This window comes from Streptomyces sp. CRN 30 (assembly GCF_034105845.1).
This window is the reverse complement of sequence record NZ_JAVRHI010000058.1, coordinates 1-15,216: the sequence shown is the minus strand read 5'-3', so window position 1 is coordinate 15,216 and position 15,216 is coordinate 1. Positions and strand designations below refer to the sequence as shown.

General features: G+C 71.5%; 16 protein-coding genes. 11 read left to right on the top strand and 5 right to left on the bottom strand.

The window, feature by feature from the left end; genetic code table 11:
* A partial coding sequence (locus tag UW392_RS05750; protein ID WP_320773768.1) for an FAD-dependent oxidoreductase occupies positions 1–979 on the top strand: 979 nt, incomplete at its 5' end.
* Between the two features lie 35 nt (positions 980–1,014).
* Here the strand turns inward: UW392_RS05750 and UW392_RS05745 are convergent.
* Positions 1,015–2,502 carry a regulator gene (locus UW392_RS05745; protein ID WP_320773767.1) on the bottom strand — a complete coding sequence of 496 codons (1,488 nt, stop codon included), beginning with the start codon at positions 2,500–2,502 and terminating at the stop codon, positions 1,015–1,017.
* A gap of 293 nt (positions 2,503–2,795) precedes the next feature.
* Between UW392_RS05745 and lipB the strand changes: the two genes are divergently transcribed.
* The 4 genes from lipB (at position 2,796) to UW392_RS05725 (ending at position 6,037) form a co-directional block, all read left to right on the top strand.
* On the top strand, positions 2,796–3,593 hold the full coding sequence (lipB, locus tag UW392_RS05740) for a lipoyl(octanoyl) transferase LipB (RefSeq protein ID WP_320773766.1): 798 nt from the start codon (positions 2,796–2,798) through the stop codon (positions 3,591–3,593).
* 147 nt (positions 3,594–3,740) lie between these two features.
* Positions 3,741–4,703, top strand: coding sequence for a lipoyl synthase (lipA, locus tag UW392_RS05735; RefSeq protein WP_320773765.1), 963 nt, complete (start codon positions 3,741–3,743; stop codon positions 4,701–4,703).
* A 324-nt stretch (positions 4,704–5,027) separates the two neighbouring features.
* Complete coding sequence (locus UW392_RS05730; RefSeq protein WP_320773764.1) at positions 5,028–5,234, top strand: hypothetical protein; 207 nt, start codon at positions 5,028–5,030, stop codon at positions 5,232–5,234.
* 101 nt (positions 5,235–5,335) lie between these two features.
* Positions 5,336–6,037, top strand: a complete 702-nt coding sequence (locus UW392_RS05725) for a DUF4191 domain-containing protein (RefSeq protein ID WP_320773763.1) — start codon at positions 5,336–5,338, stop codon at positions 6,035–6,037.
* A gap of 108 nt (positions 6,038–6,145) precedes the next feature.
* Here UW392_RS05725 and UW392_RS05720 read toward each other — a convergent pair whose 3' ends face one another.
* Entirely contained in the window at positions 6,146–6,613 is a 468-nt protein-coding gene (locus UW392_RS05720) for an RDD family protein (RefSeq protein WP_320773762.1), read from the bottom strand.
* Positions 6,614–6,811: 198 nt separating this feature from the next.
* Here UW392_RS05720 and glnA point away from each other — a divergent pair, with 198 nt between their 5' ends.
* The gene (glnA, locus tag UW392_RS05715) at positions 6,812–8,221 is read left to right on the top strand and encodes a type I glutamate--ammonia ligase (protein ID WP_320773761.1); all 1,410 of its coding nucleotides are present in this window, start codon (positions 6,812–6,814) and stop codon (positions 8,219–8,221) included.
* A gap of 217 nt (positions 8,222–8,438) precedes the next feature.
* Here the strand turns inward: glnA and UW392_RS05710 are convergent, their stop codons facing one another.
* The 3 genes from UW392_RS05710 to UW392_RS05700 form a co-directional block, all read right to left on the bottom strand.
* Positions 8,439–10,088, bottom strand: coding sequence for a hypothetical protein (locus tag UW392_RS05710; protein ID WP_320773760.1), 1,650 nt, complete (start codon positions 10,086–10,088; stop codon positions 8,439–8,441).
* 187 nt (positions 10,089–10,275) lie between these two features.
* On the bottom strand, positions 10,276–10,617 hold the full coding sequence (locus UW392_RS05705; protein ID WP_320773759.1) for a hypothetical protein: 342 nt from the start codon (positions 10,615–10,617) through the stop codon (positions 10,276–10,278).
* A gap of 354 nt (positions 10,618–10,971) precedes the next feature.
* Positions 10,972–11,280, bottom strand: a complete 309-nt coding sequence (locus UW392_RS05700; protein ID WP_320773758.1) for a hypothetical protein — start codon at positions 11,278–11,280, stop codon at positions 10,972–10,974.
* A gap of 187 nt (positions 11,281–11,467) precedes the next feature.
* On the opposite strand from UW392_RS05700, the gene UW392_RS05695 reads away from it, so the two are divergent.
* From UW392_RS05695 to UW392_RS05675, 5 genes are all read left to right on the top strand, one after another.
* Positions 11,468–11,827: an arsenate reductase family protein gene (locus tag UW392_RS05695; RefSeq protein WP_320773757.1), complete on the top strand. Its 360-nt coding sequence runs from the start codon at positions 11,468–11,470 to the stop codon at positions 11,825–11,827.
* A gap of 110 nt (positions 11,828–11,937) precedes the next feature.
* Positions 11,938–12,600 carry a hypothetical protein gene (locus tag UW392_RS05690; protein WP_320773756.1) on the top strand — a complete coding sequence of 221 codons (663 nt, stop codon included), beginning with the start codon at positions 11,938–11,940 and terminating at the stop codon, positions 12,598–12,600.
* Between the two features lie 251 nt (positions 12,601–12,851).
* Positions 12,852–13,880 carry a glutamine synthetase gene (gene glnII, locus UW392_RS05685; protein ID WP_320773755.1) on the top strand — a complete coding sequence of 343 codons (1,029 nt, stop codon included), beginning with the start codon at positions 12,852–12,854 and terminating at the stop codon, positions 13,878–13,880.
* A 404-nt stretch (positions 13,881–14,284) separates the two neighbouring features.
* A complete protein-coding gene (locus UW392_RS05680; RefSeq protein WP_320773754.1) occupies positions 14,285–14,959 on the top strand; it encodes a winged helix-turn-helix domain-containing protein in 675 nt (224 codons plus the stop codon).
* Between the two features lie 81 nt (positions 14,960–15,040).
* Positions 15,041–15,216: NAD-dependent epimerase/dehydratase family protein (locus UW392_RS05675; RefSeq protein WP_414495626.1), on the top strand; the 176-nt coding region annotated here is incomplete at its 3' end.

The following is a 15,216-nucleotide window of genomic DNA, read 5'->3' as shown; positions in this document are numbered from 1 at the left end:
GGGCGCCGCCCGCGCGCCCCGCCCGGGCTCCCTCTGCACCGCCGCGGACCAGTCCAGGGCCGCCGTAGCCCTGGCCCGGCTCGCCGCCGCACCGCCCGAACGCCTCCTCGGCCGCCCGGAACTCCCCGCCGCCCTGGCCCTCGTCGACCGCGGCTTCCCGGCGCGCGCCGTCGACGGGCTGCTGCGCCCCCTGCTCACCGCGCTGCTCGGCGATCCCACGCTCCAGACCTCCAGCCGCTCCGCCGACCTGGCGCTGCGCTCCTTCGCGACCGGCCGCCTGAGCCTGCCGGAGGGGGGCGCGGACACCGTCACGGACCTCCTCGCGGCCGCGCTGCCGCCGGGCACGGTACGCACCGGCGTACGCGTCCTCTCCCTCGACACCACCTCGGTGACCACCGCCGAGCACGGTGCGCTCGCCTGCCGCGCCGTCCTGCTGGCCACCGGCGCGCGCGCCGCCGCCGGGCTGCTGCCCGGCCTGCGCGTGCCCGGCTTCCACCCGGTGACGGTGGTGCACCACACCACCGACGAACGGCCCCCGCCCACCGGCCCGGCGCTGGTCCTGGACGCCGACCGCAGCGGGCCGGTGTCGCACACGGCGGTCGTCAGCCAGGTCGACCCGACGCGCGCCCCCGCCGGCCGGGCGCTCATCTCGTCGACCGTGCTGGGCCCGCCCCCGGCCCCCGCGCACCTGGACGCCACGGTCCGCACCCAGCTGGCCCGCCTTTACGGCACCTCGACGGCCCGCTGGGAGCTGCTCGCCGTCCACCACGACCCCGAGGCGGTCCCCGCGATGCCCCCGCCGCACGACCCGCGCCGCCCGGTGCGGCTCCTCGCGGGCCTCTACGTCTGCGGGGACCACCGCGACACGAGCGGCGTCCAGGGCGCCCTGCACTCGGCCCGGCGGGCCGCCCACGCCGTCCTCACGGACCTGGACGTCCGCCCGGCCCCGCTGGAGGAGTGGATCGGGACGGCGGCGTGAGCGCGCCGCACACGGACGTGTGAGGGGGCGCCCGGCTAGCCGAGCGCCGCGATCCGATCGCGGTAGCCGCGCACGGGGGCCGCGTCCCGGTACGGCTCGAGCCTGCGCTCGAACTCGCGGACGTACTCGATGGCGCGCACCGACCGCATCTCCGACGCCTGCGCCGCGGCCTCCGCTCCCAACTGGCAGGCCTGGTCCAGCTCGCCGAGCCCCAGCCGGGCCGAGGCGAGGACGACCCGGCAGAACAGCCGGCTGCGGGCGTAGGCGGGCGGGCGCAGCTGGAGCGAGCGCTCGGCGTGCTGGGCCGCGGCCCGGTACTGCTGCAGGTCGCGGTGGCAGTGCCCGAACTCGTCGGCGAGCTGCGCCTCGTCGAAGAACCGCGCCCAGTACGGCACGTCGTCCTCCGGCCGGGTCGCCTCCAGGGCGCGCTCGGCCCGCACGAGGGCGGCGGTGCAGGCCCGCACCTCGCCCAGCACGCCGTGCCCGCGCGCCTCCACGGCGTGCAGCAGTGCCTGCACGACCGGCGGCGCGGACGATCCGACGCCCTGCTGCGCCACGCGCGCCAGCTGCACGGCCTCCCGCCCGTGCCCGAGGTAGACGGCCTGCCGGCTCATCGTGACCAGGACGTACGAGCCGTACATCCGGTCCCCGGCCGCCTGGGCGAGCCGCAGCGCCTGCACGAAGTACCGCTGGGCGAGCCCGTGGGCGGCGATGTCGTACGAGGTCCAGCCGGCCAGCCGGGTGAGGTCGGCGGCGGCGGCGAAGAGGCGGCGGCCGATCTGCTCGCCGTAGGTGCCGCGGAGCATCGGCTCGGCCTCGTGCTCCAGGTAGCGCACGAGGGCCTGGCGGGCGTGGCCGCCGCCGTACGCGTGGTCGAGCGCGCGGAACAGCTCGCCCACGGAGCGCAGCGCGGCGATGTCGCCGGCGGTGACCCGCTGCCCGGGGCCGCGCTCGGTCTGGTTGCGCTGCCGGGACGGGGGCCCGGACGCGCCCTGCTTGTCGATCGGGGCCGGGAACTTGGGCGGGGCGGGGCGGCCCTGGGCCGGGATGCGGGCGGGACCGGGGTCGCCCCGGCTCACCCGGTCGTCGGCGCGGCCGATCAGCCAGTCCCGGCTCGGCACGACGAGTCCGGCCGGGGTGAACGCGATCTTGCGGAGCTCGGCGTGGCTGCCGGAGTCCTTGCGCCACAGTCCGCTGACGATGTCGACGGCCTCCTCGGGGCCGGCGGCGAACTCCAGGCCCGCGTAGACCGGCGCGCAGGCGTCGAGGCCGAGGTCCTGGGCGGTGAGCCGGCGGCCGAGGCGGCGGGTGAACACCTCGGCGATGAGCGCGGGCGTGGTGCCCCGGGGCTGCTGGCCGCGGAGCCAGCGGGTGACCGATGTCTTGTCGTATCTGAGATCCAGTCCGTGTTCGAGGCCGAGCTGGTCCACGCGGCGCGCGAGCCCCGCGTTGGAGAACCCCGCTTCCGCGATGAGAGCGGCGAGCTGACGGTTGGGAGTGCGCTGCACGGGTCGTTCCGTCATCAGCGGTGCGGTCTCCTGCCTTCCCGGACTGGGGCGAGGCGCCGGGAGCGCCGGTGAGCAGCCCTTTTGCCTCGTGAACGGCGCGAATGTAGCGGAGAGTGAGCATCCGATCGCATATTCCGCCGCTCATTCATCCGATCGTGTGAGGATTGGCCACAGGGCTGACGCGTTTCCGCCAGACGTACAGTGGCTTGGGCGCGGAACGCGCCTGACGCACTCAGCCAACACAGTCGATCGCGACTGACCACAGTCGATCGCAACCAGTGCTTTTGCTTCCAGGGAGGCGCACAGCCGTGAGTGAACTCCGGTTCGTCCGCATGGGCTTCGGTGACCGGGCCGTCGAGTATCAGGAGGCGTGGGACGAGCAGCGCCGGGTGCACGCGGCGCGCTTCGCCGACGAGACGCCCGACACCGTGCTGCTGCTGGAGCACCCGCCGGTCTACACGGCGGGCCGGCGCACGGCCGACGAGGAGCGCCCGCTGGACGGGACGCCCGTCGTCGACGTGGACCGCGGCGGCAAGATCACCTGGCACGGTCCGGGCCAGCTGGTCGGCTACCCGATCCAGAAGCTGCCCCGCCCGGTGGACGTGGTGGCCCACGTGCGGCGGCTGGAGGAGGCCCTGATCCGCACGTGCGCGGAGTTCGGCGTGGGGACCAGCCGGGTCGAGGGCCGCAGCGGGGTGTGGGTCCTCGGCGACCCGGTCGAACAGCGCCCCTCCCTGGGCGGACTCAGCCTGGACCTCGACCCGCGGCTCCACGACGACGAGTTCGACCCGCGGCTGAACGGACCCGAGTACGCCCCCTCCAACGCGGGCCAGCGCCGCGAGGACCGCAAGATGGCGGCGATCGGCATCCGCGTCGCCAAGGGCGTCACCATGCACGGCTTCGCCCTGAACGTGAACCCGGACGCCACCTGGTTCGACCGGATCATCCCGTGCGGCATCCGGGACGCGGGCGTCACCTCCCTCGCCGCCGAGCTGGGCCGGGACATCACCATCGCGGAGGTCCTGCCGGTCGCCGAGCGGCACCTGCGGGACATCCTGGAGAACGCCGACCTCAGGCCGCGCGAGATCGAGCGCGCCACGGCGTGACCACCCCTCCCGCCGGACGGGGAATGCGCCCCGTCCGCCCGGGGTTGCCCTGACAGGGCAGTGGCGGCCGACACCCGGCCGTCCGGCCCCACAATCAACGGGCGTAGGCTGAGACACGCCCACGAATCGAAGTTACAGGGAGCCGATGTGTCCGCAGTCGCACCCGACGGACGCAAGATGCTGCGCCTGGAGGTCCGGAACGCCCAGACCCCCATCGAGCGCAAGCCCGAGTGGAGCAAGACCCGGGCGAAAATGGGTCCCGAGTACCGCCAGATGCAGAACCTCGTGAAGAGCGAGGGCCTGCACACGGTCTGCCAGGAAGCCGGCTGCCCCAACATCTACGAGTGCTGGGAGGACCGCGAGGCGACCTTCCTCATCGGCGGCGACCAGTGCACCCGGCGCTGCGACTTCTGCCAGATCGACACCGGCAAGCCGGAGGCGCTCGACCGTGACGAGCCGCGCCGCGTGGGCGAGTCCGTCGTCACGATGGACCTGAACTACGCCACGATCACCGGCGTCGCCCGCGACGACCTGCCCGACGGCGGCGCCTGGCTGTACGCCGAGACCGTGCGCCAGATCCACGAGCAGACCGCGGACCGCGAGGGCGGCCGCACCAAGGTCGAGCTCCTCGCCCCCGACTTCAACGCCGTCCCGGAGCTGCTGGCGGAGGTCTTCGCCTCCCGCCCCGAGGTCTTCGCGCACAACGTCGAGACGGTGCCGCGGATCTTCAAGCGCATCCGCCCCGGCTTCCGCTACGAGCGCTCCCTGAAGGTCATCACCGAGGCCCGCGACTACGGCCTGGTCACCAAGTCCAACCTGATCCTGGGCATGGGCGAGACCCGCGAGGAGATCAGCGAGGCGCTGCGCCAGCTGCACGAGGCGGGCTGCGAGCTGATCACCATCACGCAGTACCTGCGCCCGAGCGTCCGCCACCACCCGGTGGAGCGCTGGGTCAAGCCGCACGAGTTCGTGGAGCTGAAGGAGGAGGCCGAGCAGATCGGCTTCTCCGGCGTCATGTCGGGCCCGCTGGTGCGCTCCTCGTACCGGGCCGGCCGGCTCTTCCAGATGGCCACCGAGCAGCGCCGGTCCGTCGCCCCGCAGGCCGTCTGACCGGTACTACGGCTGCCGCGGGGGCGCCGCGCGGCGGACCTGCCGCGGGGCGCCCCCGCGGCACAGATGGCATTGCGTGTCACTTCCCTGGTGTGAATCCGGGCACAGGTGACTACCCGCCGGTAGTGGCCAGTACGGCGCGGCCCCGGCCGTCCCCGCAGATGAGGGGCGTCACCGGGGTCGCGGTGCGATTCTGGCGGGTAAAGCAAACCTTCATTCGGGTTTGACCGGTCGGTCACGCCCTGGTAACACCAATCAGTGACCCTGGTTTCACAGCTTGTACAGCCCCGGCCAGAGCTGCCATCCCGAGGGGGGACCTCCATCATGCAGGCCGCGCCCGTCCGCGCCACAGCAATTCCTTCGTTCACCGATGCACTGCGTGCCGTCGAATCGCTGCTCATGAGCAGCGGCCAGCGCACCGCCCGCCGCAACGCCTGGACCTCCGTGATGGAGGACCGCCGCCGGGCCAAGGACCGGGTCGAGACCCAGCGCGTGCTCGACGAGGCCGCCGTCGCCTCGCGGCTGCCGTAACACCCGCCGCGCGTCAGGCCCGCCGCCCTCCCGTACGGCCGTCGGGCCCTCCATGAGCACCGCCGTCGTCCCCGCTCCCCGGGCCACGTAGAATTCATCGCATGGCGAGGAAGGACAACGCAGCGGACGCTGCGAACCCCGGGCGACTCAAGCAGATCGCCCTGACCTACAAGATGACCCGCAGGGCCGACAAGAAGATCGGTCTTGTGCTCGCGGCTGTCGGAATCGCCATCTTTGGTGTCTTCCTCGCGATCGGTTTCCTGATCGGTCACCCGGTCTATCTCGGTATCGCAGGCTTCCTGTTCGCCGTGCTCGGAACGGCGATCGTCTTCGGACGCCGGGCCGAGCGTGCCGCCTTCGGGCAGATGGAGGGCCAGCCGGGTGCCGCGGCGGCGGTGCTCGACAACATCGGCCGGCAGTGGACGACCACACCGGCGATCGCGATGAACCGCAGCCAGGACGTGGTCCACCGGGCCGTGGGCAAGGCGGGCATCGTGCTGGTCGCCGAGGGCAACCCGAACCGGGTGAAGAGCCTGCTGGCCGCCGAGAAGCGGAAGATGGCCCGCATCGTGGCGGACGTCCCGGTGCACGACCTGATGGTGGGCACCGGCGAGGGTCAGGTGCCGCTGAAGAAGCTGCGCACCACCATGCTCAAGCTGCCGCGCGTCCTGTCGGGCCCCCAGGTCACGGCCACCAACGACCGGCTGCGGGCGATGGGGGACCTGATGAGCAACATGCCCTTGCCGAAGGGGCCGATGCCCAAGGGCATGCGCATGCCACGGGGCGGCCCGAAGATGCGGTGACGCTGCCGCTGCGCTGAGCGGTGATACGGCGACGGGGGCCCGGAACCTGTGAGGTTCCGGGCCCCCGTCGCCGTACGTGCGGGAGTTCCGTGAGCGCGCGGTCCGCGGTCAGATGCGTACTTCGACCGTGCGGGCCAGGCGGTCGTGGAGGCCGCGGCCGTCGCGGTCCCAGACCAGGGCCGGGATCGCCAGGCACAGCAGGACCGTACGGAGCAGGACCCGCAGCGGGTTGACCGTCCCGGTGCTCTCGTCGACCACCTTCAGACCGAAGAGGCGCTTGCCCGGGGTGAAGCCGACCGTGCCGACCGTCAGGACGTGCAGCGCGAAGAAGAGGAGCAGGGCCCAGTTGCTGGTCGCCTGGTTGTAGCCGTCCGTGAGGAGACCGTATGCGATCAAGAGGCACAGGCCCCAGTCCACGGCGAGCGCGCCGAGCCGCCGGCCGGGGCGGGCGATCGAGCCGGGCCCGGACTCCGGCAGGCCGAGCTGCTCGCCGCGGTAGCCGAAGTCGACACCCGCGTCCTCCGCGGCCGCGCGCGGGCCGGAGAGCCAGGATCCGATTGCTTGCCTCTTGTCCACCCGTCCACCGTACTGGGCGGGTGGATCCGCCGGGGCAGGCGGGTCCCGACGACCGCGCTCCGGTTAACTTGGGCGAAACAAATGGGTCACGCACGAGAAATCACCCCTCCCTAAGGTCGGGACCAGCGTGTGCCACCGCACTGGCCGCACGAACGAACTACCACCCCGGCACGGACGGCCGGGAGTAGGAGGAGCTGGATGTTCCAGAACGCCGACGAGGCCAAGAAGTTCATCGCGGACGAGGACGTCAAGTTCATCGATGTCCGGTTCTGCGACCTGCCGGGCGTGATGCAGCACTTCACGGTGCCGGCGGCGACCTTCGACCCGGCCGAGGAGCTGGCGTTCGACGGTTCCTCCATCCGCGGCTTCCAGGCCATCCACGAGTCCGACATGGCGCTCCGCGCCGACCTGACCACCGCGCGCGTCGACCCCTTCCGCCGCGACAAGACGGTCAACATCAACTTCTTCATCCACGACCCGATCACGGGCGAGCAGTACTCCCGCGACCCGCGCAACGTGGCGAAGAAGGCCGAGGACTACCTCGCCTCCACCGGCATCGCCGACACCGCGTTCTTCGGTCCCGAGGCCGAGTTCTACGTCTTCGACAGCGTCCGTTTCCGGACCGCCGAGAACGAGTCGTACTACCACATCGACTCCGAGGCGGGCGCCTGGAACACCGGCGCGGTCGAGAACAACCGCGGCTACAAGGTGCGCTACAAGGGTGGTTACTTCCCGGCCCCGCCGGTCGACCACTTCGCCGACCTGCGCGCCGAGATCTCCCTGGAGCTGGAGCGGTCCGGTCTGCAGATCGAGCGCCAGCACCACGAGGTGGGCACCGCCGGCCAGGCCGAGATCAACTACAAGTTCAACACGCTGCTCGCCGCCGCCGACGACCTCCAGCTCTTCAAGTACATCGTGAAGAACGTCGCCTGGCGCAACGGCAAGACCGCGACCTTCATGCCGAAGCCGATCTTCGGTGACAACGGCTCGGGCATGCACGTCCACCAGTCCCTGTGGAGCAACGGCGACCCGCTCTTCTACGACGAGGCCGGTTACGCGGGCCTGTCGGACATGGCGCGCTACTACATCGGCGGCATCCTCAAGCACGCCCCGTCGCTGCTGGCCTTCACCAACCCGACGGTGAACTCCTACCACCGACTGGTGCCCGGCTTCGAGGCCCCGGTCAACCTGGTGTACTCGCAGCGCAACCGCTCCGCCGCCATGCGCATCCCGATCACCGGCTCCAACCCGAAGGCCAAGCGCGTCGAGTTCCGCGCGCCCGACTCCTCCGGCAACCCCTACCTCGCCTTCTCGGCCCTCCTCCTCGCGGGCCTCGACGGCATCAAGAACAAGATCGAGCCGGCCGAGCCGATCGACAAGGACCTCTACGAGCTCGCTCCCGAGGAGCACGCGGGCGTCCCGCAGGTCCCGACCTCGCTCCCGGCCGTCCTCGACTCGCTGGAGCGGGACCACGAGTTCCTGCTTCAGGGCGACGTCTTCACGCCCGACCTGATCGAGACGTGGATCGACTACAAGCGCACCAACGAGATCGCCCCGCTGCAGCTGCGCCCGCACCCGCACGAGTTCGAGCTCTACTTCGACGTGTGATACGGCCCCAGGTCAGAGCGGGTAACCGCTCTCCCGGGCCGTCTCTGGGCCGTCGGCCGGCTCTCCTGCCTCCAGGAGAGCCGGCCGACGGCTCTCAGGTCGTGTGCCTGCTTTCCTTCCTACCGGGCCCGCTCCAGTCTCACGCTGCGTCCTGTTGTCCGCCCCTGAGCACCTGGTCGATGGCGTTTCGAGCCCTCGGTCCGAGTGCGGGCCGTGCTCACTTGACGTCCACGTAGTCCTTGCGGCTGTGGCTGTAGAAGTGACTCCATTCGTCACCGTCGTACCTGGCCTGCCAGTCGCCGTCCCTGGCCGCCTTGACGGTCTTCCTGAACGTGCCGTCCTTGCCCGTCCCGGCGGTGCCGACCTTGCTCCAGGTGGTCCTGCCCTTCGCGCGGAAGTAGATGTCGACCCGCGCGCCGGCGAACGCCTCCCACTGTCCGCTGTACCAGTTCTTCTCGTCGAGCTTGCCGGTGATCTTGAGGGAGGCACCCTTCCTGACCGGCTCGGGGCTCGCGTTGAACTCCGGGAGGACCGTCATCTCGCGGGTCACTGTGGCCGACTCCGGGGCGGGGCCGGCCGGGATCTTCTTGGTGCCGGGGAACTGGAACCGCCAGACGCCCCCACCCGGGTAGGGCAGGTCCGCGACCTCGACCTTGCGGGAGCTGTCACCCTTGGCGGCGGGGCTGTCGACGGTCTTCCTGGTGACCCAGGTCTTGGAGCCCTCCGCCTTGAACTGGAGCTTCACCTTCAGGGTCGTCGCGGCCGGGATGTCGTAGCGGTCGAAGACGCTCGACACCGTGACCTTCTTGTACCGGCTGACGGTGACGTCGGGGACCCTGTGGAAGCCGGCGCTCGTCGTCGGGTTCGGGGTGTAGTACCCGTACGTGGCGCGCAGCCATGGCGTTTCATGGAGGGCGATCGCCTGCCGTCGGGTGCCGTAGACGGGAACCTGGGCGGTGAAGCGCCCGTCCTTCCCGGCGTTGAATTTCCGTACCTTGTACACCGACATGAGCGAGCCGACGGGAACCGGCTTGCGGACGCCGTTGCGGTCGACGTAGGTGGCCCGGCCGCTCAGCGGGACGTCCGTCCCGTCCGCACCCCTCACCGTGGGCGAGTCCAGCTTGACGGTGGTCGAGGGGAGGTGGACCTCGACCTGGCGGGTCAGACCGTACGTGGCGTCCGCGTCGGCCGGCCGGAGGACCACCCTGACGTCGTTCTTCGACCTCGTCGTGATGTCCTGCTTCTCCGTGCCCGTGAAGGTGAAGGGCGTCTCGGCATGACCCGAGGCGTCGGTCTTCACTTCCGTCCTCGCCGCGGTCGTCTCCAGCACCAGCCGGCCGTTCGCCATGGGCGTCTCGGAGTCGTCGCGCGGGTCGCGCAGCGCCGCGTCCGCCGTGACGGTCACCGTCCTGTTGTCCAGGTCCACCGGCCCGCCGCTCACCTCGAACGTCTTGACCAGCGGGATCAGGCGGTAGTCGAGGACCGCCTCACCCTTGTGGAGAATGGTTTCGCCCCCGGTGCCGTCGTACTCGACGTCCACCGCGTACCGGCCCAGGTCCGCCAGCCGCAGCGGGGAGGTCGTGACGGCGGTCACATGGGGTTCGTCCCAGTCGACGTCATCCCCGTCGTCCACGAAGCCGAACTCGGTGATGGTCGCCACCGGGGTGTCGGTGCCCGTTTCGCGCAGGAGCACCTTCAGGTTCTTCGGCAGGTCGAACGTACCGAAGTCCAGGACGACCGCGTTCTCACTGGTCCGGACCGAGGGTCCCGATGGATACGGATCGGCCGCCTGTGCCGCCGTGGGAACCGCGAGCACGCCACCGAGCGCGCCGAGTGTGCACAGCACCGAGAGGGTGCGTCTTCTCATGTGTTCCCCCCAGGAGAAAGCAAGATTCGATCAGCCCTCCAGACCCCTTGGGGGGTCGGAGGGTTGTAGGTGAGACCGAAGCGCGTGTTGAACGGGCGTTCGCCCGGAGTTCACCAAGGCGCGTGAACGGGTGCGGTGCGTGCCGTACGGGAGGGTGTCGCCGGCCGCCGTTGCGCTCCGTCCGGTCTCACGAGATGCCTTCCTTGTCCTCGTAGTGCTTCTCGAGGGCCTTGTCGCGGACCTTCTCGCGCGCCTGGCGGCGGGCCTCGAAGGGCCGCTCGCGACGGTAGCGGCGCTGCCACTTGGCCTCGCGGTCACGGCGCTCCCGGTAGGCGCGGTAGGTGGGCGGCAGACCCCCCGACGGGCCGCCACCACCACCGCCGCCCCCGCCCGGAGGCGTGTTCGAGCCCTCCCAGGGGCCGTACCTGATGTACAGGAAGAGCAGGGCGACCGCGGCGAGCCAGAACACGTTGTTGCCGAAGCCCAGGACGACCAGGACGAGGATCGCGATGAGGAGCAAGGTGGCCATGACGGGCCTCCTCGTGGGCGTGACGATGACGGAGCGTGCATACGTGGCCGGTGCGTGTCCGGTGACGGGAGCGGAGAGTCCGGGCTCCTGTCCGCCGGCGCGTACAGAGTGGTCCCGGCTCCACCGAGAGGCGCCTGTCCTGCGGGAATGCTGCCGGGCAGCTGGACCGTGCGTGTCCAGCATGCTCGCTCAGCGGTCCAGTGCGCATGCGATTTTTGTCGGGTTCGGCCCCGGTGCGCGGGGCTGCCGGCCATGGGAGCACTCACACGCTGTCACCGTCGGCCGGGTGGCCCGCCCCCGGACACGGCGGTGCCGCCCACCCCGTGCGGGGTGGACGGCACCGGCCGGGTCTCCTCAGCGGCTGTAGCGCATCAGGGCCCGGACCATGTGGCAGGTCGTGTCCGACGGCGGGTGGACGCCGATGAGCTCGGCCGTGCTGCGGATCGTCTCGTTGCGGGCCTGGTTCGGGACGTACACGCCGGAGTCCAGCAGGGCGATGGCGAGGCGCATCGCCTTCAGGCGGCGGTTGTGCGTGACGTACCACTCGCGGGGACGGCCCGGCGGCAGCGGGCTCTTCTCGACGGGTGTGTACGGGAGGTCGAGCAGGACCGGCCTCCGGGCCGTGGACTGGGTGGGCAGCGGCTTGAGTGCGGCAGCGGGCACGGGCATCCTCCTGTCGCGGTCAGGGAGCCGCCGGAACCTCCGGCAACTCCCTCGAACACTGCTTCAATTTTACTGCCCCCCACTGACAATCGCCCCTGGCCAGACGGGGTTTGAGGGCGATTGCCGAGGGTGTGTGACGGGGTGGTGCGACAGCAGTGGCGGAAGGGGTCTCACGTAGCGTGTGGGCATGGAGATCTGGATCAATCCGGCCTGCTCGAAGTGCCGCAGCGCGATCGGTCTGCTGGACGCCGAGGGCGCCGAGTACACCGTGCGCCGGTACCTGGAGGACGTGCCCGGCGAGGACGAGATCCGGGACGTGCTCGCGCGCCTCGGACTGGAGCCGTGGGACATCACCCGGACGCAGGAGACCGCCGCGAAGGAGCTGGGGATGAAGGAGTGGCCCCGCGACGCCGGTTCCCGGGACCGGTGGGTGCGGGCGCTCGCGGAACACCCGAAGCTCATCCAGCGGCCGATCATCACCGCCGACGACGGCAGCGCGGTGGTGGCCCGCACGGAGGAGGCGGTACGGGACGCCCTGTCCCGGTGAGCACCGGGCCGGGCCCGTCCGTTGAGCAACTCCGTTCGCCTCCCCGTACCTAGCGGCGTACTCACCCGATCCGGCCGGCGGCGTACGGCGGCCGGGAACAGGAGGCGCGCATGTCGCGGAGGAGAACGCTCGGCACGAGGAAGAAGCTGGCCCTGCTGACGGGCGCGGCGGTCGTGGCGGGCGGCGGGGCCTTCGCCCTGGCGGCCACGTCGAACGCCGCGCAGACCGCGGCGGACTCGACCGTGTGCCAGGGCCTGGCCACCGCGCTCGGCAACAACCAGCGGTTCATCGCGGACCAGCGGGCGAACCCCGACGCCCTGTCGGAGGCCAGGATCACCAACCGGGAGGCGGTCCTCGCCGAGATCGAGCGCAAGCAGGAGGCGTCCGGGTGCGTGGTCGGGGAGTCGGCTCAGGGCTCCCAGGACGCACAGGGCGCACCAGGCGTACAGGGCACCGAGGGCGCGCAGGCGCCCGAGGGGGCACAGGACTCCCAGGCCGGCGGCGTCCAGGACCCCGGCGCCTCCGCGCAGCAGGTCTGCACCGGTTCCACGGTCACCCTGTCCGGTGAGGCCGGCGCCCCGGCCGCGTCCAGCAACCAGTTCCCGGCCGGTACGCGGCTGCGTGTGACCAACCTGGACAACGACAGGTCCACGACGGTGGAGGTCACCTCGGTCTCCGGCAGCTGCGTCCTGCTGAACGACGCCGCCTTCGAGCAGGTCCGGGAGCCCGGCAAGTTCCTGATCCGCCGGGCGCTGATCGAGAAGGTGGGGTGACGGCGGCCGGCCACCGACGGCGAGGAGGTGGCCGGCCCATCGCATACGGGCCGCCCCTTCCCCGCGCCACCTCACGGTGCGCTGGATTCAGCCGAAGCCGCAGGTAACACGGCCTTCACACTCGGGCAACGGCCGGGAAACCGCCCGTTGACAAGCTGCGGGCACCTCCCGCGCGGCGCCCCCGGTGCCGCAGCACCGCCGCCGGCACCCGCACGACCGCGATGTGCAGACCCACCGAAGGATGAGGGCCCGTGACGTTCAAGGCTGAGTACATCTGGATCGACGGCACCGAGCCGACGGCCAAGCTCCGTTCCAAGACGAAGATCCTGGCCGACGACGCCAAGGGTGCCGAGCTGCCGATCTGGGGCTTCGACGGGTCCTCCACCAACCAGGCCGAGGGCCACGCCTCGGACCGCGTGCTGCAGCCGGTCTTCACCTGCCCCGACCCCATCCGCGGCGGCGACGACGTCCTCGTCCTGTGCGAGGTCCTCGACATCGACATGACCCCGCACAGCTCCAACACGCGGGCCGCGCTGCGCGAGGTCGCCGAGAAGTTCGCCGCGCAGGAGCCGATCTTCGGCATCGAGCAGGAGTACACCTTCTTCGACGGCACCCGCCCGCTGGGCTTCCCCGAGGGCGGCTTCCCGGCCCCCCAGGGCGGTTACTACTGCGGTGTCGGCGCCGACGAGATCTTCGGCCGCGAGATCGTCGAGGCGCACCTGGAGAACTGCCTCAAGGCCGGCCTCGCCATCTCCGGCATCAACGCCGAGGTCATGCCCGGCCAGTGGGAGTTCCAGGTCGGCCCGGTCCCGCCGCTGGAGGTCTCCGACCACCTGTGGGTGGCCCGCTGGCTGCTCTACCGCACCGCCGAGGACTTCGGCGTCTCCGCCACCCTGGACCCCAAGCCGGTCAAGGGCGACTGGAACGGCGCCGGCGCGCACACCAACTTCTCCACCAAGGCGATGCGTGAGGGGTACGACGCGATCATCACCGCGGCCGAGTCGCTCGGTGAGGGCTCCAAGCCGCTCGACCACGTCAAGAACTACGGCGCCGGCATCGACGACCGGCTGACGGGCCTGCACGAGACCGCCCCGTGGAACGAGTACTCCTACGGCGTCTCCAACCGCGGTGCCTCGGTCCGCATCCCCTGGCAGGTCGAGAAGGACGGCAAGGGCTACATCGAGGACCGCCGTCCCAACGCCAACGTCGACCCGTACGTGGTGACCCGCCTCCTGGTCGACACCTGCTGCTCCGCGCTGGAGAAGGCCGGTCAGGTCTGACCCGCTCCCCCGCACGCGAGAAGGGCGCCCCACCGAGTCGGTGGGCGCCCTTCTCGCGTTCCCCGGAACCAACCGGGCCGGTGTCACCCATGTCACGTCCGTGTGGCGTCCACCCAGTGAACGCGGTCTCCCGGGTGGCACCGGGTGTCTGCTTCAATGGGCCCATGGCCAGCTTCCGGAAGTCCCCCGCGACGGGTCGCCATGACCTCGAGCCCTTCTGGCCTTCCCGTCAGCACCACGACTACGACCGGGTGTGTTGCCGCGCGACGAACGCGCCGGCCCGCTAGCAGCCGTACACCCCGGCCTCCGGTCCGCGCGCAACGACGTACGACCCGGCGAGCCCGACCACGCATCGCGGCCGTCGCCCTTCCGTCGAACCCCTCGCGCGAAAGAGCTGACCTCCCATGGCGACCACTCGTTCCCTCTCCTCCGCCGCCCTCTCCTCCGCCGCCCTGACCACCGCTCCCCTCATCGCCCCCGACGCCTCCCCCGCCGCGAACGGCACCGCACGGCACCGGCTGCGCGCCGTCGACCGGGACGAGGATCGGGGCCTCCCCTGGTCGAACGCAGCTGAGAGCCCGGGGAACCAGGTGGCGGACTTCCTGCCGCCGGGCGCCACCTGGCTGCCCGCGCCCCCGCACACCCTGCCCACGCTGCCGGGGCACCCGCCGATGATCGGCTACCTCCTGCTCGTACCGGCCGACCAGCAGCCGCCCGCCCTGCCGTTCGCCGTGCCGGACCTGTCTGAGCGCCGGACGGCCGGCACGGGCGACGCGGGCGACGGCGACGCCCTGGTCCGCGTGGACACCGTGCAGCGCACCGCCGAGGTCGACGGGCGGCCCCTCGACCTCACCTACCTGGAGTTCGAGCTGCTCGCGCACCTGGTCGCGCACCCGAACCGGGTGCACACCCGCGACCAGCTGGTCACCACCGTGTGGGGGTACGGGCACGTGGGCGACGGCCGTACCGTCGACGTCCACATCGCCCGGCTGCGCCGCAAGCTCGGCGCGGAGCACCGCAAGGCGATCCAGACGGTACGGCGGGTGGGGTACAAGTACACGCCGCCGACGAGCCGTTGACGGACGCGTACCGCCCGGTGGGCGTCTCCTGAGAGCAGAATCCCGTTCCCTGCCGGCCGCCGGACGGGCAGAGTCGACGGCATGAGACTTCTGGTACTGGGCGGTACGGAGTTCGTGGGGCGCGCCGTCGCCGAGGCGGCGCTCGCCCGCGGCTGGGACGTGACGGTCTTCCACCGGGGGCGGCACCCCGCGCCCGCGGGGGTGCGGACGCTGACGGGCGACCGTACCGCGCCTGGCGGGCTCGCGGCGCTCGCCGG